The organism is Kitasatospora sp. NPDC022785 (assembly GCF_055561295.1).
In genome coordinates this window covers 156,542-178,120 of record NZ_JBVHHB010000005.1, presented here as the reverse complement: position 1 = coordinate 178,120, position 21,579 = coordinate 156,542, and the positions used below count along the sequence as shown (strand labels likewise).

Sequence of the window (21,579 nt, the reverse complement as noted above, 5' to 3'; positions counted from 1 at the left end):
GTCCGCCGTCAGGGCGTCGGTGAGGGCTTGCCGGGCTTGCCGCCCGCGTTGCCGGAGTTGCCCGGCGCGTCGGTGGGGCGGCCGTGACCGGGGGTGGGGGTGGCTCCCCCCGCGCTGCCGCCCCCGTTGCCGGCGCCGTTCCCGCTGTTGCCGCCCGGCGTGGCGGACGCGGAGGCGGGCGGCGGCGTGGACGGTCCGGCCTCCGGGCCGGACGGCCGCGGGGTGGCCGCCACCGGGACAGCCGTGCGGTGGTCGGCCGCCGTCGGCCGCACCGTCCCGGGCTGCACGCTGTCCGGCCCGGGCGTGCCGGTGATCGTCGGCACCGGGGACGGCGCCGGGTCGGCCGGTTCGGGCGCGGCGCTCGGCCCGGGCGGCAGCGGCAGGAACGGCGCGCTGACGGTCGGGCCGCCGAGCACCGTGCTGGCCAGCAGCGCCAGGTAACCGGCGGCCGGGACGGCGAGCAGCAGGCCGAGCCTGCGGACCCGCCGCTGGCGGCGGCCGGAGGAGTCCACGAACACCGGGGCGACGGTGGTCTCGGCGGCCTCTCCGGAAGGAAAGGCGGCCGGGGAACCGGGCAGCGGATCCCCGGCCGCCGGCTCGTGGTCGTACAAGGTGACGGTCACGGTCGGGTCCAGGTCTGGTCTGGTGGTGCGGGGCGCGGCCCGCCCGACTGCGGGCGGGCGGGCCGCAGGGGTTGGTCCCGGCCGGGCCGGTGGCGCGTCCGGGGTGCGCCTGCCGGTCCGGCCGGGGCCGGCCGGGTGGACGGTTGGCACGGGGGAGCCGACCGGCCACCCGGAGTCTGCGGGTGGTGCTGGTACTGCTGGTACTGCCGGGTGGAGCGGGTGGTCCGGTCCGGATGGGCGGCGAGCCCGGGGGGATTCGCTCGCCGCCCATCCGGAGTTCTTGGGGGCGTTACCTCTTGGGTGAGGGGTCGGTGGAGCTGTCCGTGCGGTCCGGCTTCGGGCGGACGTCGGGGAGCGTCGGTACGACGGGCAGCGCCGGGGTGCTCGTGCTGCCCTTGGTACCGGTACCGCCGCTCTTCCCGTCGCCGCCACCGGAGCCGCCGCCGTCGCTGCTGCGGGGCTTCGGGGTGGTGCTCTGGCGGTCGTCGTCGCTCAATCGCCGGAGCACCTCCCCGCAGTAGTCCTCCACCTTGTCCGGACCGCCGGCCGCCGCGACCAGTGCGCCGAACTGCGGGTCCGCGACCAGCAGGCGCGGGCGCTCGCCCTTGCCCGTCCGGTCGGTGAACCCGCGGCAGAGGGTGACCAGCGCCGCCTGGAGCTGGCCGCCCCGGGTCTCCGCGGGGGACGACGCGCCCGGCGCCGAGGGCTTCCCCGGCCCGGCGGACGCGCCCGCGGACGGCGACCCACCGGTGGACGGACCGCCCAGGGCTGGGCCACCAGCGGACGGACCGCCTGTCGACGGGCCGGCGGAGGGGCGCCCCGCCGAGCTGCCCGGCGTGCCGGAGCCCGTCCCCGGAGCGGCGGACGTGCCGGTGACGGGCGCGACGACCCGCGACCGGTCCAGCCCGCCCGACCCGCCGCCGAGTGCGGACGGCAGGTTGCCCGTGCCGGCCGCGACCGCCACACCGCCGAGCGCCGTGGCTCCGAGCACGACGGCAACGGCCTTCGTGCTGAAGGCCCTGGCCAGCGCGGCGGTTGCCATCGATCGTCTCCGGACGGGTGCGGGTGCGGCGGGTACGGCAGGAACAGGCGCGAGACGGGCCTCCCGGAACGCGGCCAGGGCGGCCTCCTCCCCGGCCAGTTCGCCCGCCGCCGCGGGGGCGGCCGCGGCGGCCAGCACGTGGGCGACCCCCGTGCCGGCGTCCGGTCCGGTGAGCGAGGCGTCCTGCCCGGCCGACGGTCCGCCCACGGCGCCGCCGAGCAACTGCTCGGCCGTGTCGCGGTCGATCCGACGGGATCGGTTGGTGCTCATCTCATGTCCTTCAGCGTCGCGGCCCGGCGTTCTGTCACACCCTGCGGAGGAATTTTTTTCTCGTCCTTTCCGACGTGCCCCGCCACCGGTCGGGTCGGCTGCCCGGACGACCCGGCCGGCGGCTGCTGCGCCGGAATCCCCACGCCCGCCACGACGGACTGCTCCAGTACCTTGGCCAGCCGGCGCAGCCCCCGGTGCGCGGCCATCCGCACGCTGCCGGACCTCTTGCCGAGCACCCGCGCGGCGCTCTCCGCGTCCAGCTCCATCACCACCCGCAGCAGCACCGCCTCGGCCTGGTCGCGGGGAAGCCGGGAGATCAGGGCCAGCGCGTCCGCCGTGCCGACGGAGGCCAGCGCCGCGCCGGCCGTGTCGTCCCCGGCGGCCAGCTCGGAGAGGTACTCGAACGGAAGGTCGGCGACCGGTCTGCGGCGCCGGGCGCGCAGGTGGTCCAGCGCGCGGTTGCGGGCGATGGTCGCGGCCCAGCCGCGGAAACCGTCCCCGTCGCCGGAGAAGGCCTGCAGGTCGCGGGCGATCTGCAGCCAGGTCTCGGAGGCGATGTCCTCGGCGTCCTGGGCGTCCTCGGGGCGGCCGCCGACCAGCACCCGCAGATAGCGCAGCAGGCCCGGCTGCACGCTGCGGAACAGCAGCCGGAACGCCTCCTCGTCGCCGTCCTGCGCGGCTCTCACCGCCGCCGACAGGTCGGCGGGAGCGGTCCCCGGGGACGGGGCGGACGGGGGGCCGGGCGGGGGGCCCGACGTCGGTACCGGTCCGGACCGGCCGACGGCGCTGTCGGTGCCCGCTCCCGGGCGATCTGCACTCTGCACCCGCCACATCATGCGCCATCCGGGCGACCGGCTCCGATTCGGCCGGGCGGCTGCGGCGCCCCGTGACCGGGCCGTTCCAGGCCGTCACCGCGCCGGGCCGCCGGCCGTTCCGGACCAGGGGCGGCACCGTGCCGGGCCCAAGGTCCCGCGGGTCACCGGCCTTCGCCCGCAGCCCGGCCGGTCCCCTCCTGCCCACGTTGCAGGTGGGCGAAGCAGCCCGGACCGACCCCGCCGGACCGACCCGCCCCACCGGCCTCGGCGGACCGTGCGGCCCCGCCGCCGACGGGGGCCGGCCGGTGCCCGGCCCCGTGCACGGACCCATACCCAGGCCGGCCCGGCACGGCCGCGCACGGCCCGTGCCCGGGCCGCCAGCGCGACCGCCGTCGGTCCCCGAGGCGCGGCCGCACCCTGCTGCCACCGCCACGACCCGACCCGAAGGGGTGACCACCGGCACGCCGGGTCACGGCGCCCGGACCCGGGCGGACGCGGTCGCGCGGACGGTCCTGAAGGGCGTCGCGCACGCCTCCCCTCCGTGCGGGACGAGCGCTTCCACGCGGTGCACTGCCGGGACACGCTCGGCCGCGAGCTCTGGGCCTTCGACCCCGACCACGGGTGAACGCGCAGGCCGGCGGCGCTGTCATGACGCGGACCGTGACAACCGTCATGCGGATCCCGCAACGGACGACACTGCTCTGACGGAGGGTCGGCCCGGAATACTGGAGGCACGACGCGGGCACCGCCCGCAGGCCGACCAGCCAGTCCGGGGAGGAACCCACCATGAGCCAGACCCTCAGCGCACCCGCCGCCACCACTGCCACCACCGCCGCCAGCACCGCCACCGCCCCGGCCGCCACCCGGGAGACCGCCAAGGCGCCGAACCCGGTCGCCGCCGGCCTCCGCCCGCTCGCCCTGGACGTCGCCGCCCCGCTGGCCGGCTACTACCTGCTGCACTCCGCGTTCGGCATGAGCGAGTTCGCCGCCCTCGCCTGGAGCGGCGCCGTCCCGGCCGCCCGGACCGTCGTCGGCCTGGTCCGCGAGCGGAAGCTCAACCTGTGGGCGTCGATGATGCTCGGCGTCAACCTCGTGGGCCTGGCGCTCACCACCGTCACCGGCGACGCCCGGCTGATGCTCGCCAAGGACGGCGCGCTCAGCGGCAGCCTCGCGCTGGCGATCCTCTTCTCCGCGCTGATCGGCCGGCCGCTGATGTCGCCGATGCTGATGCCCTTCCTGACCAAGGGCGACCGGGCCCGCTCCGCCGCGTGGCAGCGGCTGGCCGACGGCCGGGCGGCCGGCTCCCGCACGTTCCGCCGCTACGAGCGCCTCTTCTCGGGGATCTGGGGCGCCGCCCTGCTGACCGAGTGCGTGGCCCGTGTGGTCGGCGCCTTCACCCTGCCGGTGTCGACCATGGCCTGGCTCTCCACCGTCTTCCTGATCGGCGCGATCGTCGCCGGCTCGGTGCTCGGCCAGACCGCCGCCGACCCGATGGAGAAGCTGGTGCGCACCGAGGCCGCCGAGCCGACCGCCTGCTGACCTGATCATCCATGAGGAATGCTTTCCCGGAATGCTGCTGACGCCTGGTCGCACAATTCAGGAACCATCCGACCATCCCGATAGTCCTCATATAACGAGGGGGTAACGGACCCCCGCGAGAAACGGGGATCCTGATGAGCCGGACGCACACGCTGACCACCACCGAGGACCGCACGCTGGTCTGGGACGGCTGCCTCAACGTCCGCGACCTCGGCGGCCTCCGCACCACCGACCGCGCCCGGACCGCCCCCCGCGCGATCGTCCGGGCCGACAACCTGGACCGCCTCACCGCCGAAGGCTGGGACGCCCTCCTCGACCACGGCATACGCACCGTCGTCGACCTGCGCAACATCGATGAGTACAAGCCGCTCCTCCCCCTCCCCGACGGCGTCGAGCTGATCCGCGTCCCCCTGGACGAACTGGCCGGCTCCGCCTGGTGGGAGACGTACGGGAGGCTGGACGGCACCCCGCTCGCCCTACGCCCCTACCTGGACCACTGCGCGCACGCCGCCGCCGAACTGGTCACCACCATCGCCGGCGCCCGCCCCGGCGGGCTGGTCGTGCACTGCGGCGCCGGCCGCGACCGCACCGGCCTCGCCGCCCTGCTGCTGCTCGCCCTCGCGGGCGTCGAGCCCTCCGAGATCGTCGCCGACTACCTGCTCAGCGCGCCCAACGTCCGCCCGCTGTACGGAATGCTCGGCCTGCCGGACCAGCACCTCCGGATCGACGCGGTGCTCGCCGAGGCCGGCACCACCGCCGAGGCCGCCCTGCACGCCACCCTCGACGGTTTCGACCCGGCCGGGTACCTGCTCGCCGCCGGCGTCGACCCGGCCGACCTCGCCGCCGTCCGCGCCCGGCTGCTGCCCTCGTAGCCCGCCACCGGAGCCGACGGCCGAGGCCGGTCACCCGAGCCTCCGGCGGGCCGGGATCCGGCCCGGCGGACGGGAACCGACCCGACCGACAGGCCCCCGCCCGGCCCTCGGGCCCCGGCCCGGCGGGCCGGATCCGCTCTGGCAGACTCCGGGCGTGATCTTCCGTACCGCCACCCGCCGGGACCTGCCCGCCGTCATCGCCCTGCTCGCCGACGAGGAGCGTGTGATCGACCCCGCCACCGTGCAGGTCGACGAGGCCTACGCCCGCGCCTTCGCCGCCGTGGAGGAGGACGCCCGCAACGAGCTGATGGTCCTGGACGAGGGCGACGGCACGGTGCTCGGCTGCCTCCAGCTCACCTACATCCCCGGGCTCGGCCGGCACGGCGAGGAGCGCGCGCTGGTCGAGGCCGTCCGCGTGCGCGCCGACCGCCGGGGCGCCGGCCTCGGGCGCGAGCTGCTGACCCGGGCCGTCGGGCGGGCCCGCGACCGCGGCTGCACGCTGGTCCAGCTGACCAGCAACAAGCGCCGCACCGAGGCACACCGCTTCTACGCCTCGCTCGGCTTCGAGCGCAGCCACGACGGGTTCAAGCTGGCCCTCTGACCCGCGAGTCGTCCGACCGCCGGAAACGCGCCGGCCGCCGGGCGGCACGCCTCGGAACACAACTCGAAACATCGTCAACCGATGGTTGACGCACCTTGGGTCGACAACCTACGGTTGACGCATGGAGAACCCCATCGTCCCCCAGACCACTCCGCTGCGCCTCGACGACCTGATCGACGCGATCAAGAAGGTCCACAGCGACGCGCTCGACCAGCTCTCCGACGCGGTCATCGCCGCCGACCACCTCGGCGACCTGGCCGACCACCTGATCGGCCACTTCGTCGACCAGGCCCGCCGTTCCGGCGCCTCCTGGACCGACATCGGCCGCAGCATGGGCGTCACCAAGCAGGCCGCCCAGAAGCGCTTCGTCCCCAAGGACCCGGGCACGCCCTCCGACCTCGACCCCAGCCAGGGCTTCAGCCGGTTCACCCCCCGGGCCCGGCACGTGGTGATGGAGTCGCAGGAGGAGGCCCGCCGAGCCGGCAACACCGAAATCGGCACCGGGCACCTCGTGCTCGGCCTGCTCGCCGAGCCGGAGGGCCTGGCCGTCCGGGCGCTGGCCGCCCAGGGCTTCACCGCGGACGCCGTCCGGGCGGCGGTCACCGCGACCCTTCCGGCCGCCTCCGGCGAGGCGCCCGGGCTGATCCCCTACGACGCCGAGGGCAAGAAGGTGCTGGAGCTGACCTTCCGCGAGGCGCTCAAGCTGGGGCACAACTACGTCGGCACCGAGCACATCCTGCTGGCACTGCTGGAGCAGGAGAACGGTGCGGGCCCGCTCGCCGACCTCGGCGTGGACAAGGCCGAGGCGGAGGCCTTCACCTCGGAGGCCGTCGCGGCGTACATCGCGGCGCGCGCCACCGAGCAGGGCTGACCGACCCGCCCGAGGCCCCCGGCGCGACCGGGGGCCTCGGGCCCGTCGTCAGAAGCCGGACACCTGGGTGGTGATGATCCGCACCCGCCCGTCGGCGGCCGCCTCCATCGCCGCCCGCAGCCGCAGGGACCGTGCCGGGCCGAGCAGTTCGAGTGCCTCCTCGTCGCCGGCCCAGCGGTAGTCGTCCAGTTCACCCGCCGGGACGGTCACGGGGGTGCCATCCGGGACGGTGCCGAAGTCGAAGAGGAAGTGCTCGGCCGGGTGGTCGAGTTCGGCGGAGGGATGGGTCCAGGAGATCGCCAGCAGGTCACCGGCCGGCCGCACCAGCCCGGTCTCCTCGGTCAGCTCCCGCGCGGCGCACTCGGCCGGCCCCTCGCCGAGGTCGATGGTGCCGCCCGGGAACTGCCAGTGCTCCCGGTAGCCGGCCTTCACGATCAGAATCCGCCCCGAGGCGTCCCGCAGCACGCACCCGGCTGCCGCGTAGATCCGCGGCAGGGACGCCAGCCACTCTTCCTTGGACTTCAACGGCTCGGCCGTCACGGCGGTCCTCCTCCGGGGCAGGGGCAACTGCCGCCCACTGTGCCACGCATCGCTCCCGCCGGAAATTCTTGCGGGAATCTCCCGGCGGGCCGATGAGCTACGCCCGCGGCGGCGGTCCAAGCTCCGTGAACACCAACCCGAAGACCCCGTCCGACCCACTGCTGACCTGCGACGTCGGCGCCCTCACCGCCCCCGACCTGACCGTCGTCGACGCGCTCGCCCGGCTCCGGCTCGCGGCCGCCCGGCACGGCGTGCGGGTGGTACTGACGAACGCGGGCGGCCCCCTGCGGGAGCTGCTCGCCTTCACCGGCCTGGCCGGCGTGCTGCCGGTCGAGCCCGGACTACCCGTCCAGCCGGGGCGGGAGGCCGAAGAGCGGGAAGAGCACGTCGGTGTCGAGGAAGTTGGTGAGCCCGGTGATCCGGCCCTCTGACACCTCCAGCACGATCAGCGCCCACGGCTCGTGGCCGCCCTCCGGGCTCGGCCGGTACTGCCCGAAGGCCGGGCTGCCGTTGGCCTCCACCGGGACCAGCCGCGAGCCCCGGCACCCGTGGCCCGGGCCGAGCATCCACTCGCGGATGTCGGCGTGCCCGGTCAGCCACAGCTCGTACGGCGGCATGTTGAGCGTGACGTCCTCGTGCAGCAGCGCCGCCAGCCCGTCCATGTCGTACGCCTCGAAGGCCGAGACGTAGCGGGAGAGCAGCGCCCGGTGGTCCTCGTCCAGCACGGGCGCCGGCCGGGCCGCCGAGGCGTCCGCGGCGAGCACCGAGCGCGCCCGCTGGAGCGCGCTGTTGACGGACGCCACGGTGACGCCGAGCAGTTCGGCGACCTCGGCGGCCCTCCAGCCGAGCACCTCGCGCAGGATCAGCACCGCCCGCTGCCGCGGCGCCAGCCGCTGGAGCGCGGCGACGAACGCCAGCCGCACCGACTCGCGCTGGGCGGCCACCTCGGCAGGGTCCCCCGTCTCGGGCAGGACCCGGCCGTCCGGCGCCGGGCCGATCCAGGTCACCTCGGGCAACTGGTTCCCGGTCGCGGTGGCCACGGTGGACGGGCCGGCCAGGTCCATCGGACGGGCCCGGCCGTTGCGGCCGTTCAGCGCGTCCAGGCAGACGTTGGTGGCGATCCGGTACAGCCAGGAGCGCAGCGCCGCCCGGCCCTCGAAGCCCCGGTGACCGCGCCAGGCGCGGATCATCGTCTCCTGCACCGCGTCCTCGGCCTCGAAGACCGAGCCGAGCATGCGGTAGCAGTAGCCGGTCAGCTCCGTCCGGTGGCGCTCCAGCTGGAACTCGACCGGCTCCTCCGTCATCAGCTCGGCCATCGCGTGCCCCCCGTGTCCGCCACACCGCCAGTGATCGGCACGAACGTACCGCAGCCCACCGACAACGGCCCTACTTCGGCTGGTCCCCGTACTTCTGGCCGGAGCCGAAGGAGGTCGTCACGATCTCCCACATCTTCGGGAACTCGGCGCCGGAGATGCCGGTCGGGTTGATCGAGTAGACCACCTTGCGGCTCAGGTCCTTGGTGGCGAAGACGCCACTGGTGTAGCCGGGGCGGGAGCCGGTCTTGCCCCAGACCACGACGCCGTTGGGCAGGGTGGCGCTCATCAGGCCCTTGGAGAAGCAGGCGTGACCGGCGGTCGGGCCGATCTCGCAGTTCTTGTTGCGGTGGTTGGGCACGTCCGGGACGTCGAACAGCTCGGCCTGCTGGGCGGGCGGCAGCAGCCGGCCGCGGAGCAGCGCCGTCATGAACCGGTCCAGGTCGGCGGCGGAGGAGATCATGCCGCCCTCCGCCCACGGCCAGGGGCTCTGCTCGGTGACGTCCACCAGCTGCCGCGGGCCCTGCGGGCCGCCGACGTCCACGGAGACCCGCGCGTGCGGACCGGTCAGGGTGAGGTCGTCGCGGTCCGGGACGACGGTGTCGCGCAGGCCCAGCGGGCGGGCGATCCGGGTCTGCACCTCCCGGGCGAAGGTGTGGCCGGTGACCTTCTCGACCACCATCCCGGCGACGAAGGTGTTGATGCCGTTGTACTGCTGCGCGGTGCCCGGCGCGAAGCCCATCGGCTGCCGGACGGCGTCCGCGACCACCTGGGCGGGCGTCCAGGAGTCGGCCTTGTGGGCGGCGAACCAGCTCTCGGTGCCGTCCCCGGAGGTGAGGCCGCCACCGCCCGGCAGACCGCTGGTGTGGTCGAGCAACTGGCCGACGGTGACCGGCGGGTAGGACGCCGGGAGGAGCCCGGGCAGGTACTGCTGAACGGTGCCGTCCAGGTCGAGCTTCCGCTCGGCGGCGAGCTGGAGCACCACGGTGGCGGTGAAGACCTTGGAGATGCTGCCGATCCGGAACCGGGCGTCCGCCGGGACGTCGCCCGCCGTGCCGGCCCACCGGCCGCCCCTGCCGTCGACCCGGACCAGCGCGCCGGTGATGCCGTCGTCCGGCAGGCCGGCAAGCGTCTTCGCCAGCGCCTCGCGGTCGGGCGGACCGGCCAGGCGGACGGCGTCGTCGGCCGAACTCGCGCTGCCCGGCGCCCGGTCGGCGGCCAGGGCCGGCGTCGCGGCGCCGGCCGCGACGGCCGCCAGCAGGGCACCCGAGACGGCGAGGGCGGTCCAACGGCGGTTGCGCTGAGCGGTGTTCATCGGTCTGGTCTCCAACTGTGGCTCGTCCGGCGGCTCGTGCTCTGTCCGGGAACGAGTCTGTTGGAGTGCGGCGCGGGGGCCATCCGGGACGGCCCCCCAGACGCCCCGGAGCCGACCCCGAGTCATCCCGGGGCCGACGCCCGGGCAGCCGTCGGGGGGGGGGGCCCGTGCTCGGCCCCCCCCCCCGACGGCTGCGTCCCGCCCGGCGCGCGGAGTGGTCCAGCGCGCGCGGTGGTTGTCCGCGCGGAGTGCTTCGGCACGCACCGTGGTCCTGCGTGCAGTCGTTCACTGCGTGCAGTGGCTCACTGCGCGCGGTGGTCCAGTGCGTGCGGTGATTCAGCGCGCACGTTGGGCGCGCACGGTGATTCAGGCGTGCGGTGGTTCAGTGCGCGGAGTGCTTCTCCGCGCCGCGGTGGCGGTGGCCCTTCAGTTCGGAGTGCATCGCCGGGGCGGAGTGCATCGCCGCCACCTCGGCGTCACGGCCGCCGTGCCGGAAGGCGGAGCCGGCCCCGGCGCTGGCCGCGGGTGGCGCGTTGGTGCGCAGCCGTGGTGGCAGCGACTTGGGGCTCATCGCCATGCCCCGGCGTTCCAGCAGCTCCTGGGTGCCCCGGCGGAGCTTGTGGGTGCTGCTCGGCATCGACTTGGTCATCGTCGGCCTCCCTTCGGCGGCCACCGGCCGAACGAGCGCCGGCCGGGAGGACCGCACGGGCGTTATGTCCGGATTTTAGCCGCCCTACACCTCAGCCGCCCTGCCACCTCGCCCGTTCCGGAACCTCGGGGGTACGCCCCAGGACGCCCTCAGCCCATGACCTCGTGGACGAAGCACCAGCGCCAGTCCTCCCCCGGCTCGTACGAGCGGATCACCGGGTGGGAGCTGTTGTGGAAGTGCGCGGTGGCGTGCCGCTGCGGCGAGAAGTCGCAGCAGCCGATGTGGCCGCAGTCCAGGCAGACCCGCAGGTGGACCCAGTCCCGGCGCCCCTGGGCCAGGCAGTCGGCGCAGCCGTCCGCCGGCGGGAGGGGTTCGATGTCCCGGGGTGCCGCGGTGAGGTCTTCGCAGGCGCTCATGCACGCAGGGTAGTGACGGCCGCCCCGGCCCACCGCCCAAGACACGCCCCGCAGGTCGGACACTCCCCCGGGTCAGTCCGCGGCGGCCGGGGCGTCCTGCGCCGGGGCTCCCCCGGCCGGGGCGTCCTGCGCCGTCCAGCTCCCCAGCAGGGCCAGCTTCTGCGCGGTCGGAGAGCCGGGCGGAGCGGTGTAGACGACGAGCAACTGGTCGGGGGAGCCGTTGACGGCCAGCGTCTCGTAGCCGAAGTCGAGTTCACCGACCAGCCGATGGCGGATCAGCTTGACGCCGTGGGTCTTCTGCTTCACCTGGTGGTCCGCCCACAGCCGCCGGAAGTCCTCGTTGCGCATCGACAGTTCGCCCACCAGCGCGGCCAGCCGGGCGTCCTGCGGGTACCGGCCGGCGTCCAGCCGCAGGTAGGCGACGGTCTCGGCCGCCACCGCCTCCCACTGCGGGTAGAACTCCCGGGCGGCCGGGTCGAGGAAGGTGTGGCGGGCCGCGTTGGCCTCGCCGGACGAGCGTGCGGAGAAGCCGTTCACGGCGTCGCCGAGGTCGTTCCAGGCCAGCACGTCCATGCGGCGGCCGAGCACGAAGGCCGGCACCCCGGGCATCAGGTCCAGCAGCAGCCGGGTGCCCTCCCGAACCTGCCGGCGGCCCCGCGGCGCGGCGGCCGGCCGGGCCGGACGGGCCAGCGACCGCAGGTACGCGGCCTCCACCTCGTCCAGCCCCAGCACCCGCGCCACCGCATCCAGCACGGCGTCCGAGGCGCTGCCGCCGCGGCCCTGCTCCAGCCGGACGTAGTAGTCGACGCTGACCCCGGCGAGTTGGGCCACCTCCTCGCGGCGCAGCCCCTGCACCCGGCGGCGGCCGTGCGAGGGCAGGCCCACCTCCTCGGGCCGGATCCGGGCACGGCGCGAGCGGAGGAAGTCCCCGACGGTGTTCTCCATGCCCGGCAGCGTAGACCGGGAGGGCCGCCGTGAGGGTGGTACTGGCTTTCCCAGGTTGCGCTTTCCCAGGAAGGGCTTTCCCGGGTGCGGCACAGCCCTGGGTGACCGGCCGCGGTGCGCGCAGAGTTGCTCCCGTCAGCCCGACGGAACCACTCAGGAGCACCCGATGAGCTACCCCGCCCTCGCCACCCGCACCGCCGTCGTCACCGGAGCCGCCAGCGGCATGGGCGAGGCCACCGCCCGCCTCCTCGCCACCGGCGGCGCCCGGGTCGCTCTGCTGGCCCGCCGCACCGAGCGGCTGGACGCGCTGGCCGCCGAGATCACCGCCGCCGGCGACCGGGCGATCGCCGTCACCACCGACATCACCGACCAGGCATCGGTGGACGCCGCCGCCAAGGCCGTCCACGACGCGTACGGCCCGGTCGACCTGGTGGTCAACAACGCCGGCGTGATGCTGCCCAACCCCCTCGCCGACGGCCGGATCGACGAGTGGACCCGCATGATCGACACCAACCTCACCGGCGCGCTGCGGATCGTCCGCGCCTTCACGGCCGACCTCACCGCGGCCGCCGCCGAGGGCCGGACCGCCGACCTGGTCAACGTCTCCTCGATCGCCTCCCACGTCGTCTTCCCCGACTACGCCGTCTACGGCGCCACCAAGGCCGCACTCACCCAGCTCTCCGCCGCGCTCCGCAGCGAGCTGGGCCCGCGCGACGTCCGGGTCAGCGCGATCGAGCCCGGGCTGACCGACACCGAGCTGGGCGGGCACATCGACAACCCGGTGCTGCGCGAGCAGCTCGGCGGGATGTTCGACGCGATCCCCGCGCTGACCTCCGACGACATCGCCGACCTGATCGGCTACACCGTCACCCGCCCCCAGCACGTCAACCTGCGCCACCTGGTCGCCCTGCCGACCCGGCAGGCCTGACGAGGGCCGTCCGCCCGGGTTCCCCGGCGGGCCCGGACGGCGCCGTGGGAGCATGCCAACCGTGGCGGTTGTAACGGGGGGAACGGACAGCGACACCGGCGGTGCCCGGGCGGGCGGCATACCGGGGAAGGCAGGCCCCGGCGCTCCGCCGGACATACCGGACACCCCTCCCCCCGCGGATGCCTCCGGCCCGGACACCCGCGCCCCCGGCATCTCCCACCCCGGGGGCACCGGCCCGGCGGGCACCGGATCGTCCGACACCGGCCCGGCGGGCACCGGATCGACCGGCACCGGCCCGGCGGGCACCGGATCGACCGGCACCGGCCCGGCGGGCACCGGCCGGATCCGCCAGCCGGTCGCGCTGATCCGGCTCCTCGTCGGCCTCACCGCCTTCGCCCTCACCCTGCTGCTCTCCGAGTACGCCCGCGCCACGACCAGCGGCATCGCCTCCGACGTCGCCCAGGCCGTCCTGCTGGTGCCGGTCCCGCTCCCCGCGATCGCCGGAGGGCTCTCCACCGCCGCCCTGCTGCTCGTCCCGGCGTACTCGGCGGTCCGCCGGCTCCTGAGCCCGGCGACCGACCGCAGGCGCACCCTCCAGCACCTCTGCGACGGACTGCTCGCCGCCGTCCTCGCCTACGGGGTCTCGCTCGCCCTGGACCTGTGGGTCGACGGTGCCGCCCCGCGCTCACTGCTGACCGCCCTCACCCTGCCGCTGCCCGTCGACGGCCTCGCCCACTCCGGGCCCGTCTACAGCTACGCGGCCCACACCGAACCGGTCTACGGCTACCTCGCCCCGGTCCTCGCCTTCCTCACCGCCTCCGGAGCCCGCGAACTCAGGGCCCCCCGGGTCCTCCTCGCCGTCTCCGGCCTCGCCGGACTGGCCGCCGGGTACGCCACCCCGACCGCGGTGCTGCTCGGCCTGCTGATCGGCTGGACCACCGCCCACGGCACCCGCTACGCCGTCGGCACCCCCGACCCCCGGCCCCGGCCCGCCGAGCTCCTGCGCAGCCTGCGCGGGGCGGGGCTGCGCCCGGTCAGCGCCGGCCCGGCCGGCCCCGACCGCTACCTGGTCCGCCAGGAGGCCGGCCGCCCCGACCTCGACGTCCAGCTGCTCGACCGCCAGGCCGTCACCGCCGCCCTGGTCCAGCGCGTCTGGCGCCGGCTGCGACTGCGCACCGCCCCGCACCCGCGGGCCCTGCGCTCGCTGCGCACCGGGCTGGAGCACGAGGCGCTGGTCTCGTACGCGGCCGTCGCCGCCGGCGTCCGGACCCGCCGGATCGCCGTCACCGTCGAACTCGGCCGCGACACCGCCCTGGTCGCCTACGAGTACCTGCCCGGCCGCACCCTGGACCGGCTCGCCGACGACGAACTGACCGACGCGCTCCTCTCCGACGCCTGGACCCAGCTCTCGCTGCTCCAGCGCCGCGAGATCTCGCACCGCGCGCTCGTCCCCTCCTCACTGCTGGTGGACGAGACCGGCGCGGTGCACCTGGTCGACCTCGCGGACGGCGACATCGCGGCGAGCGAACTCGTCCTGCAGTGCGACATCGCCCAGCTGCTCACCACCCTCGCCCTGCGCACCGGCGCCGAGCGGGCCGTGCGCAGCGCGGTGGCCGTCCTCGGCCCGGACGCCGTCGGCGCGGCCCTGCCGCTGCTCCAGCCCATCGCGCTCGCCCGCACCACCCGCAGCGCCCTCAAACGCGACGCGGCCGCCCGGCGCGCCGGCCCGGCCGGTCCCGGGGCCGCGGCGACCCGCGCCGCCGCTCCCCCGCCACCGCACGTCGAGCTGCTGGACGCCATCCGCGGCGAAGTCCTCCGGAGCAGGCCGCAGGCGCCGGTGCGGGCGGTCAGGCTGGAGCGGCTGCGTCCCCGCACCCTGCTGGCCGTCGGCGGCGGCGTGGTGGCCGGGTGGCTGCTGCTGCCCCAGCTCTTCGCGAGCGAGCAGAACCCGGTCGCCACCATGGCCGACGCCGACCCGCTCTGGCTGGTGCTCGCCCTGCTGGCCGCGACGGCCAGCCACTTCACGGCCGCGATGGGCTTCGTCGGCTTCGTCCCCGAGCGGCTGGACTTCCGCCACGCCGTCCTCGCCCAGCTCGCCGGGTCCTTCGTGAAACTGGTCTCGCCCGGCGGGGTCGGCGGGGTGGCCCTGAACACGCGCTTCCTCCAGCGGGCCGGCCTCCCGACCGCCCAGGCGCTGTCCAGCGTGGGCGTGGGCCAGCTCTTCGGCCTGGTGCTGCACCTGTTGCAGCTGGGCGCCTTCGTCTACCTGCTGGGCATGGAGCCCGGCGGCTCCGAGCTGGACGCGCTGCCGGCCGTGGTCAGCGGCCTGGCCGGCGCAGTGGTGCTGCTGGCCGGGGTCTCCGCCGTGCCGGCGGCCCGGCGGTGGCTGACCGCCCGGCTGCGGCCGCTGACCTCCGAGGTGCTGCCCCGGCTGCTGGAGCTGCTGCGCAGCCCCCGGCGGCTGGCCGTGGGCATCGCCGGGCAGCTGCTGGTCTCGCTCTGCCTGGTGGCGTGCCTGTACTGCTGCGCCCGGGCGGTCGGCCGGGAGCCGGCCTTCGCCTCGGTGGCGGTGGTCTTCCTGATCGGCAACGCGGTCGGCAACGCGGCGCCGACCCCGGGCGGGGCCGGCGCCGTGGACAGCGCACTGGTGACGCTGATGGAGCACACCGCGTCGATGGAGGAGGGCGGCGCACTGGCCGCGGTCGCGCTCTTCCGCCTGCTGACCCTCGTCCTGCCGGTGCTGCCGGGCTGGGCGGCGTTCGCCTGGCTCCAGCGGCGCGGCGCTCTCTAGGCGCCCGCCCCGGCACGCACTCACCCCCGGTTCGTGCCCACCCCCGGCACGTCCCTACTCCCGGTACTCGTCCTCGTCGAGCTGGACGATCCGGCTCTGTTCCGCGACGTCGGCGACCTCGGTGGCCGGGTCGGCGCCGAGGGCGCGGCGCTCGGCCAGCTCGTCGTACTCGTCGCCCTCCTCGTCCTCGTCGTCCGGCTCCACCACCTCGGCGACCTCGTCCAGGTAGTCCTCGTGATTCTGCGGCATGGCATCCGTCCTCGCTGCTGGGAGGCTCCCACGGGGCCCGCCCCGGGTACTCGAAGTATCCGTCCGCGGCCGCCCGGGCGCGATGCGCCGCCCGCCGCCCGGCGTGTTGCCGGGTCCGCCGCGACGGCACACGGACGGCGCAGGCTGCCCGGACGGCACGGACCGCACGGACCGCACGGACCGCACGGACGGCACGGACGGCACGGACGGCACGAACGACACGGTCCCGGCAGCACGCCCCTTCTCCCGCGCTGCCGGGGCCCGGGCCGCCGGGGGTACGATCAGTCGCGTACCAGCAGGGCTTACCCACACCCACCCGGTGGCCCCGAAGCCTTACGAACGACGGGGAAATCATGTCCGGCTCGCACTACTTCACCGGTGCACCCGAGGTCGCCAGCGAGCGCCGTCCGATCACGGTCACCCTGCCGGACCTCACCCTGGAACTGACCACCGACGCCGGGGTGTTCTCCCGCAACCGGCTGGATCCGGGCACCCGGGTCCTGCTCGAGCACGCCCCGCCGCCGCGGGTCCGCGGCCCGATCCTGGACGTCGGCTGCGGCTACGGCCCGATCACCCTGACCTGGGCGAGCCGGCGCAAGCGGCTGCCGGTCTGGGGCGTGGACGTGAACACCCGCGCGCTGGAGCTGGTCCGGCTGAACGCGGAGTCGCTCGGGCTGGCCAATGTGCAGGCGTCGCTGCCGGAGGACGTCCCCGAGGACCTGCGGTTCGCGGCGATCTACTCCAACCCGCCGATCCGGATCGGCAAGGCCGCCCTGCGCCGGCTGCTGCACCAGTGGCTCGGCCGGCTGACCCCGGACGGCTCGGCGTTCCTGGTGGTGCAGAAGAACCTGGGCTCGGACTCGCTGCAGAAGTGGCTGAACGACCAGGGCTACCCGACCGACCGGGTCACCTCGGTCAACGGGTTCCGGATTCTGGAAGCGCGGCCCCGCCCCGAGGGTGCGGGCCCCGAGAGTGGACGAGGTACGACGTCGTGAAGCAGCTCCGCGGGACCGAACTGAAGCGGCTGCACCGCCAGTGGCGGCGCAGCAACGAGTTCCGGCTCGCGCTGATCCTGGAGAACCTCCAGTCGCCGTTCAACGTCGGCTCGGTGGTCCGGACCGCCGCCGCGATGGGCGCCGAGAAGCTGTACCTGACCGGCGACACCCCGTCGGTGCGGTCGTCCGGCGCGCAGAAGGCCGCGATGGGCACCGACAAGTACCTCAAGGTGGAGCACTTCCCCACCGTCGCCGAGGCGGTCGCCTCCGCCAAGGCGGACGGCTTCAAGGTGGTCGGCCTGGAGCTGGCGGACGAGGCGGTGCCGATGTTCGCCGCCGAGCTGACCCCGGCGGTCGCCTTCGTGCTGGGCCACGAGGACCGCGGGATCACCCCCGACGCGCTGGCCCTCTGCGACCAGGTGGTCTTCGTCCCGCAGCTGGGCCGGGTCGGCTCGCTGAACGTCTCCGCCGCCGCGACGGTGGCCTGCTACGAGGCGCGCCGCCAGGGGTACGCGATCAGCGGCACCCCGGACGGCAGCGACGCCGGCGGCCTGGACCTCGACGACGAGTGACCCTCCGGGGTGCGTGACCCCCGCGGCGGGAGGTGCCGACCGGCCCCTCCCGCCTGCCGGGCTCAGACCTCGACCAGCACCTTGCCCCGGTTGGCCTCCCGGTCCACGTAGAGGCTGCGGTAGGCCTGCGGGATCGCGTCGAAGCCCTTGTGCACGGTCTGGTGGTAGCGGATCTCGCCGCGCCGGACCAGCCCGCCGAGGTCCGCGTGCATCGCGGCCAGCTCCGGCTCGTTGAACCACTCCTGGGCGAAGATCCCGCGGATCGTGGTGCGCGGGAACATGATGTACGGCAGCAGCCGGGGCCCGGTCAGCTCGCCGTTCACCGTGGTCGCCCACTGCCAGCAGACGGCGACCTGGCTGTTCACGTTGAGCATGGTGAACACCGCGTCGGTGACCGTCCCGCCGAGGTTGTCGAAGTAGCGGTCGATGCCGTCGGGGGCGGCGAACAGCAGCGCCTCGCGGACCGTCTCGGCGTCGTCGGCCTGGTCGTACAGCACCACCTCGTCGAAGCCGAGCTCCTTGAGGTACGCGGCCTTGCCCGGCGAGGCCGTGGTGCCGACCACCCGGCCGGCGCCCGCGCGCCTGGCCAGCTGGCCGACCAGGGTGCCGATCGAGCCGGACGCGCCACTGATCACCACGGTGTCGCCGGGGCGCACGGTCATGAACTTGGTGAGCGTGCCCCAGGCCGTCATCCCGGGCGCTCCCATGATGCCGAGCCCCGTGGAGACGGGCAGCTCCTCGTCGTACCAGGCCGGGTCGAGCCGCCGGTAGGCCGGGAAGACCATCGGGAAGAGGCCGGTCTTCCACACCTCCTCGGCGCCGTTGTGGACGACGTGGCTGCGCCAGCCGCCGAAGCCCTGGACGAGGTCCCCGACCCGGAACGCCGCCTCCGGCCCGGCCTCCAGCACCTCCATGATCGAGTCGCCGCCCATGTGGTCGCCGATCGGCGTCTCCAGCGCGAGGCCGCTCTGGTACGGGTCGACCGAGACGTACCTCGTCCGGAAGAGCATCTCGTCCGGACGGAGGCCGATCTCGACGTCCTCGACCACCTTCCGGTAGATCCGGTTGACGTCCGGCACCCCTTCGAGGTGCTCGCGGACCACCCATTTCTCGATCTTCATGCCAGGGCCCCTGTCGATACGGTGCTGGTGGACGGGATCTCCTCGGCCGGTCCGGCCTGTTCTTGCGGCGGCCGGCCGACCGGGAGGATCAGATGGGTGGGCGGCGGCGCGCTCAGGTCGATGTCGGCGGTGAACTCCACGCCGTCGTCGCGGCAGATGAACTGCATGACGTGCCGGCCGGCGGCGGCCGCCCGGATCAGGCCGCCGATGGTGGCCCAGACGCCGGAGAGGTAGAAGTTCCCCAGCCCGGGCAGCACCGGGCCGTTCTTCTTGATCTCCTGCTCGACGGTCTCGCTGCCCTCCACGAACGGGTTCCAGCCCGGGAAGGTGCCGTCGTAGACGCCCGTGTAGCGGACCTGGGTGAGCGGAGTGGAGACGTCGGCGACGGCGACCGCGTCCTTGAAGCCGGGGAACCGCTCGTCCAGGAAGGAGACGATGCCGTTGCGCACCCTCCGCTTGGCCGCCATGTACTCCCGGCCGTGCTTCACCGGCAGGGTGTGCAGTTCCTCGCCGCGCCGCACCCGGGAGGACTGCTCCGGGCCCTCGCGCAGCTCCCGCCAGGGGCCGATGTCGGAGAAGTAGGTGGCGAACACCACGGTGGACTCCCGGGGCGCCAGCTCCGGGTAGTGCCGGGTGCGGAACTGCACGTTCATGCTGGGGCAGCGGATGCCCGTCAGCCCGGCCGTCTCCCGCTCGCCCAGCAGGTAGGTGGTGCAGGGCTCCCCCTCCGGGAAGGGCCGGCGCAGCCCGAGGAAGAGGGAGACGTACCCGGGCGACAGCTGGCCCGGCTCGTCGATCAGCGAGGTGTAGAGCCTGCGGTAGGTGTCGTTCAGATAGCGGCCCTTGAGCAGCTTCATCACGGTGGTGTGGCCGTCGGCGGCGGAGACCACGATGTCGGCCCGGTACTCCCGCCCGTCGCTGAGCCGCACGCCCACCGCCCGGTCGTCCTCGACCAGGATCTCCTCCACCTTGGCGTTGTAGGTGATCTCGCCGCCGAGCTTCCGGTACCGCTGCTCGACCGACCGGGCCAGGGCGAGCGAGCCGCCCTCCGGCACCCCGGCGGCGTGGTTGGCGTGCGAGGCGAGCTGGAAGTAGAACGGCAGCACCGGGAAGGCCGGGTGCTTCTCGTAGAGGATGAAGTTGAACGCCTCCCGCAGCAGCGGCTCCCGGAACCGCTGCGAGTAGTCCGTCATCAGCACGGTGATCGACTTGCGGATGGTGGTGAAGTACGGGAGGAACGAGGCCAGCATCCGCCAGCGCTCGACCCGGCCCATCAGGCCGACCGGCTTGAGGAACGGGTAGACGGCCAGCGCCTTGCGGAAGGTCCGGATGCCGTTGCAGAACTCCCGGATCGGGGCCGCGTCGGCCGGGGAGATGCCCAGCAGATGGGCCTCCAGCCGGTCCGGGTCGGAGTAGAAGTAGACCGCCCGGCCGTCCCGGCCGCGGACGACGTTGAACGCGTCGAAGTGCCGCATCTCCTTGCCCTGGAGGGCGCCCAGCTCCAGCCAGATCTGGTACATCTCGTTGCCCGGGCCGTTGCCGAGCAGCCAGCTGATGCACCAGTCGAAGGTGAAGTCGCTGCGGTCCCAGCCGGTGCAGGAGCCGCCGGGGATCTCGTGCATCTCGAAGATCTGGGTGCCGTACCCGTTCATCCTGGCGTAGCAGCCGGTGGAGAGGCCGCCGAGGCCGCCGCCGATGATGATCATCGACTCCCGGCGTCCTGTCGCTGTATCCCGTACCAATTCCCTGGCCTTCCTCGTCGCTCCTGGCACTTCCTGACGCTCCGTCATTGCGCCACCGCCTCGCCGCGTCACCGCCCGGCCACCCCGCCGCGTCACCGGGTCACCGGGCCGCCGCGTCACCACGTCACCGGGAGCGCCTGCAGGCCGTTGACCATGGCGTCCGCCTTCCAGCGCAGTTCGCCCTCGGGAACGGCCAGCCGCAGGCCGGGCAGCCGGTGCAGCACCGTCTCGATGGCCACCTGGAGCTCCAGCCGGGCCAGGTGCGCGCCGATGCAGTAGTGGACGCCGTGGCCGAAGCCGATGTGCGGGTTGCCCGGGCGGTCCAGCACCAGGCGCTCCGGCTCCTCGAAGACCTCGGGGTCGCGGTTGGCGGCGGCGGTGGCGATCATCACCGCGTCGCCGGCCCGGATGGTCACCCCGCCCAGTTCGACGTCGGCCGTGGCGTACCGGGGCAGGCTGAAGCCGGTGAGCAGCGGGACGTACCTCATCAGCTCCTCGACGGCCTTCGGGATCAGCTCCGGCCGCTCCTGAAGGCAGCGCAACTCCTCGGGGTTGACCAGGAGTTGGTAGAAGAAGTTGCCGATCTGGTTGGTGGTGGAGACGAAGCCGGCGATCAGGAGGTCGCAGGCGATCGAGAGCAGCTCCTCCTCGGTGATCAGGCCCTGCTCGCGGCAGGCCCCGACGAGGACGGTCAGCAGGTCCTCGCCCGGCTCGCGGCCTCGCAGGTCCAGCACCCCGGCCATGTACTCGATGAACGCCTGCCCCTCGACGGCGAGCACCTCGCCGGGGGTGACGGCGGAGAGCACCGTCTCGGCCCAGTGCCAGAGCATCCGGTGGTCCTCGGCGGGGATGCCGAGAACCTCGCAGATGATGGTGGTGGGCATCGGGATGGCGAAGTCCTCGACCAGGTCGGCCGGCCGGCCGGCGGCGACCATGGCGTCCACCAGCTCCCCGGCGAGCTCGCCGGCCCGGGCGCGCAGCCGCTCGACCCGGCGGGCGCTGAACTCCCGTGCCACCAGCGAGCGCAGCCGGGTGTGCTCGGGCGGCTCGGTGGAGAAGAGGCCGGCGCCTGTGCGGGCGACCGGGCGCATCCGGGGCTGGTCCCGGCCCATCGCCTCGGCGAGGCTGAAGCGCGGGTCGGCGAGCACCGCGCGCACGTCCTCGAAGCGGGTGACCAGCCAGGCACCGTCGCCGTACGGCAGCCGGATCCGGGCCAGCGGGCGGCCGCGCAACTCGGCGTACCTCGGGTGGAGTTCGAGCCCGAGCGGTTCGAAGGGGTAGGCCAGCGGCCGGTGCTGCCGGAGCATGAGGCGGTCCGTCTCTCGTGGGGGGCTGCTGGGGGCCGGCAGGCGGGTGCCGGCGGTCTCGGA

At 74.6% G+C, this 21,579-nt stretch carries 22 protein-coding genes; 9 read left to right on the top strand and 13 right to left on the bottom strand.

The annotated features are described in order from the left end of the window. Positions 1 to 8 precede the first annotated feature (8 nt). The 3 genes from ACZ3YO_RS10860 to ACZ3YO_RS10850 all read right to left on the bottom strand — a co-directional run bounded on the left by ACZ3YO_RS10860 (position 9) and on the right by ACZ3YO_RS10850 (position 2,621). Entirely contained in the window at positions 9 to 623 is a 615-nt protein-coding gene (locus tag ACZ3YO_RS10860; RefSeq protein WP_465567614.1) for a hypothetical protein, read from the bottom strand. A gap of 289 nt (positions 624 to 912) precedes the next feature. Further along, positions 913 to 1,935: a hypothetical protein gene (locus ACZ3YO_RS10855; protein WP_465567611.1), complete on the bottom strand. Its 1,023-nt coding sequence runs from the start codon at positions 1,933 to 1,935 to the stop codon at positions 913 to 915. Next, a complete protein-coding gene (locus ACZ3YO_RS10850) occupies positions 1,932 to 2,621 on the bottom strand; it encodes an RNA polymerase sigma factor (RefSeq protein WP_465567608.1) in 690 nt (229 codons plus the stop codon). Before ACZ3YO_RS10850 ends, ACZ3YO_RS10855 begins: the two co-directional genes overlap by 4 nt. A 915-nt stretch (positions 2,622 to 3,536) precedes the next feature. Between ACZ3YO_RS10850 and ACZ3YO_RS10845 the strand changes: the two genes are divergently transcribed. From ACZ3YO_RS10845 to ACZ3YO_RS10830, 4 genes are all read left to right on the top strand, one after another. Beyond that, positions 3,537 to 4,289: a VC0807 family protein gene (locus ACZ3YO_RS10845; RefSeq protein WP_465567606.1), complete on the top strand. Its 753-nt coding sequence runs from the start codon at positions 3,537 to 3,539 to the stop codon at positions 4,287 to 4,289. Positions 4,290 to 4,423: 134 nt separating this feature from the next. After that, positions 4,424 to 5,161: a tyrosine-protein phosphatase gene (locus ACZ3YO_RS10840; RefSeq protein WP_465567603.1), complete on the top strand. Its 738-nt coding sequence runs from the start codon at positions 4,424 to 4,426 to the stop codon at positions 5,159 to 5,161. A 154-nt stretch (positions 5,162 to 5,315) separates the two neighbouring features. Further along, positions 5,316 to 5,762 carry a GNAT family N-acetyltransferase gene (locus ACZ3YO_RS10835; protein WP_465567601.1) on the top strand — a complete coding sequence of 149 codons (447 nt, stop codon included), beginning with the start codon at positions 5,316 to 5,318 and terminating at the stop codon, positions 5,760 to 5,762. 121 nt (positions 5,763 to 5,883) lie between these two features. Next, positions 5,884 to 6,633, top strand: coding sequence for a Clp protease N-terminal domain-containing protein (locus ACZ3YO_RS10830; RefSeq protein WP_465567598.1), 750 nt, complete (start codon positions 5,884 to 5,886; stop codon positions 6,631 to 6,633). 48 nt (positions 6,634 to 6,681) lie between these two features. Here the strand turns inward: ACZ3YO_RS10830 and ACZ3YO_RS10825 are convergent, their stop codons facing one another. Continuing rightward, on the bottom strand, positions 6,682 to 7,173 hold the full coding sequence (locus ACZ3YO_RS10825; RefSeq protein WP_465567596.1) for an NUDIX domain-containing protein: 492 nt from the start codon (positions 7,171 to 7,173) through the stop codon (positions 6,682 to 6,684). Between the two features lie 92 nt (positions 7,174 to 7,265). Between ACZ3YO_RS10825 and ACZ3YO_RS10820 the strand changes: the two genes are divergently transcribed. Beyond that, a complete protein-coding gene (locus ACZ3YO_RS10820; protein WP_465567593.1) occupies positions 7,266 to 7,604 on the top strand; it encodes an STAS domain-containing protein in 339 nt (112 codons plus the stop codon). Here ACZ3YO_RS10820 and ACZ3YO_RS10815 read toward each other — a convergent pair. The 5 genes from ACZ3YO_RS10815 to ACZ3YO_RS10795 all read right to left on the bottom strand — a co-directional run bounded on the left by ACZ3YO_RS10815 (position 7,515) and on the right by ACZ3YO_RS10795 (position 11,811). Further along, the gene (locus tag ACZ3YO_RS10815) at positions 7,515 to 8,489 is read right to left on the bottom strand and encodes a sigma-70 family RNA polymerase sigma factor (RefSeq protein ID WP_465547700.1); all 975 of its coding nucleotides are present in this window, start codon (positions 8,487 to 8,489) and stop codon (positions 7,515 to 7,517) included. The genes ACZ3YO_RS10820 and ACZ3YO_RS10815 overlap by 90 nt on opposite strands. Before the next feature lie 70 nt (positions 8,490 to 8,559). Further along, entirely contained in the window at positions 8,560 to 9,801 is a 1,242-nt protein-coding gene (locus ACZ3YO_RS10810) for a serine hydrolase domain-containing protein (protein ID WP_465567590.1), read from the bottom strand. A gap of 382 nt (positions 9,802 to 10,183) precedes the next feature. Then, positions 10,184 to 10,450, bottom strand: coding sequence for a hypothetical protein (locus ACZ3YO_RS10805; protein ID WP_396322011.1), 267 nt, complete (start codon positions 10,448 to 10,450; stop codon positions 10,184 to 10,186). 149 nt (positions 10,451 to 10,599) lie between these two features. Further along, positions 10,600 to 10,866, bottom strand: coding sequence for a UBP-type zinc finger domain-containing protein (locus ACZ3YO_RS10800; RefSeq protein WP_396322012.1), 267 nt, complete (start codon positions 10,864 to 10,866; stop codon positions 10,600 to 10,602). 72 nt (positions 10,867 to 10,938) lie between these two features. Continuing rightward, complete coding sequence (locus ACZ3YO_RS10795) at positions 10,939 to 11,811, bottom strand: helix-turn-helix transcriptional regulator (protein ID WP_465567587.1); 873 nt, start codon at positions 11,809 to 11,811, stop codon at positions 10,939 to 10,941. Positions 11,812 to 11,977: 166 nt separating this feature from the next. Between ACZ3YO_RS10795 and ACZ3YO_RS10790 the strand changes: the two genes are divergently transcribed. Both ACZ3YO_RS10790 and ACZ3YO_RS10785 read left to right on the top strand, forming a co-directional pair. Next, positions 11,978 to 12,739: an SDR family oxidoreductase gene (locus tag ACZ3YO_RS10790; RefSeq protein WP_465567584.1), complete on the top strand. Its 762-nt coding sequence runs from the start codon at positions 11,978 to 11,980 to the stop codon at positions 12,737 to 12,739. Positions 12,740 to 12,800: 61 nt separating this feature from the next. Then, a complete protein-coding gene (locus tag ACZ3YO_RS10785) occupies positions 12,801 to 15,530 on the top strand; it encodes a lysylphosphatidylglycerol synthase domain-containing protein (RefSeq protein WP_465567581.1) in 2,730 nt (909 codons plus the stop codon). Positions 15,531 to 15,584: 54 nt separating this feature from the next. On the opposite strand, the gene ACZ3YO_RS10780 is transcribed toward ACZ3YO_RS10785, so the two are convergent. Beyond that, positions 15,585 to 15,779, bottom strand: a complete 195-nt coding sequence (locus tag ACZ3YO_RS10780) for a hypothetical protein (protein ID WP_465567578.1) — start codon at positions 15,777 to 15,779, stop codon at positions 15,585 to 15,587. Positions 15,780 to 16,132: 353 nt separating this feature from the next. Here ACZ3YO_RS10780 and ACZ3YO_RS10775 point away from each other — a divergent pair, with 353 nt between their 5' ends. After that, a complete protein-coding gene (locus tag ACZ3YO_RS10775) occupies positions 16,133 to 16,774 on the top strand; it encodes a class I SAM-dependent methyltransferase (RefSeq protein WP_465567575.1) in 642 nt (213 codons plus the stop codon). Continuing rightward, a complete protein-coding gene (locus ACZ3YO_RS10770) occupies positions 16,771 to 17,346 on the top strand; it encodes a TrmH family RNA methyltransferase (RefSeq protein WP_465547705.1) in 576 nt (191 codons plus the stop codon). The genes ACZ3YO_RS10775 and ACZ3YO_RS10770 overlap by 4 nt, the downstream gene beginning before the upstream one ends. A gap of 62 nt (positions 17,347 to 17,408) precedes the next feature. Here the strand turns inward: ACZ3YO_RS10770 and ACZ3YO_RS10765 are convergent, their stop codons facing one another. The 3 genes from ACZ3YO_RS10765 to ACZ3YO_RS10755 form a co-directional block, all read right to left on the bottom strand. Continuing rightward, positions 17,409 to 18,467 carry an MDR family NADP-dependent oxidoreductase gene (locus tag ACZ3YO_RS10765; RefSeq protein WP_465567572.1) on the bottom strand — a complete coding sequence of 353 codons (1,059 nt, stop codon included), beginning with the start codon at positions 18,465 to 18,467 and terminating at the stop codon, positions 17,409 to 17,411. After that, positions 18,464 to 20,173, bottom strand: a complete 1,710-nt coding sequence (locus ACZ3YO_RS10760) for a phytoene desaturase family protein (RefSeq protein WP_465567570.1) — start codon at positions 20,171 to 20,173, stop codon at positions 18,464 to 18,466. Before ACZ3YO_RS10760 ends, ACZ3YO_RS10765 begins: the two co-directional genes overlap by 4 nt. Before the next feature lie 152 nt (positions 20,174 to 20,325). Next, positions 20,326 to 21,516 carry a cytochrome P450 gene (locus ACZ3YO_RS10755; protein WP_465567568.1) on the bottom strand — a complete coding sequence of 397 codons (1,191 nt, stop codon included), beginning with the start codon at positions 21,514 to 21,516 and terminating at the stop codon, positions 20,326 to 20,328. Positions 21,517 to 21,579 lie beyond the last annotated feature (63 nt).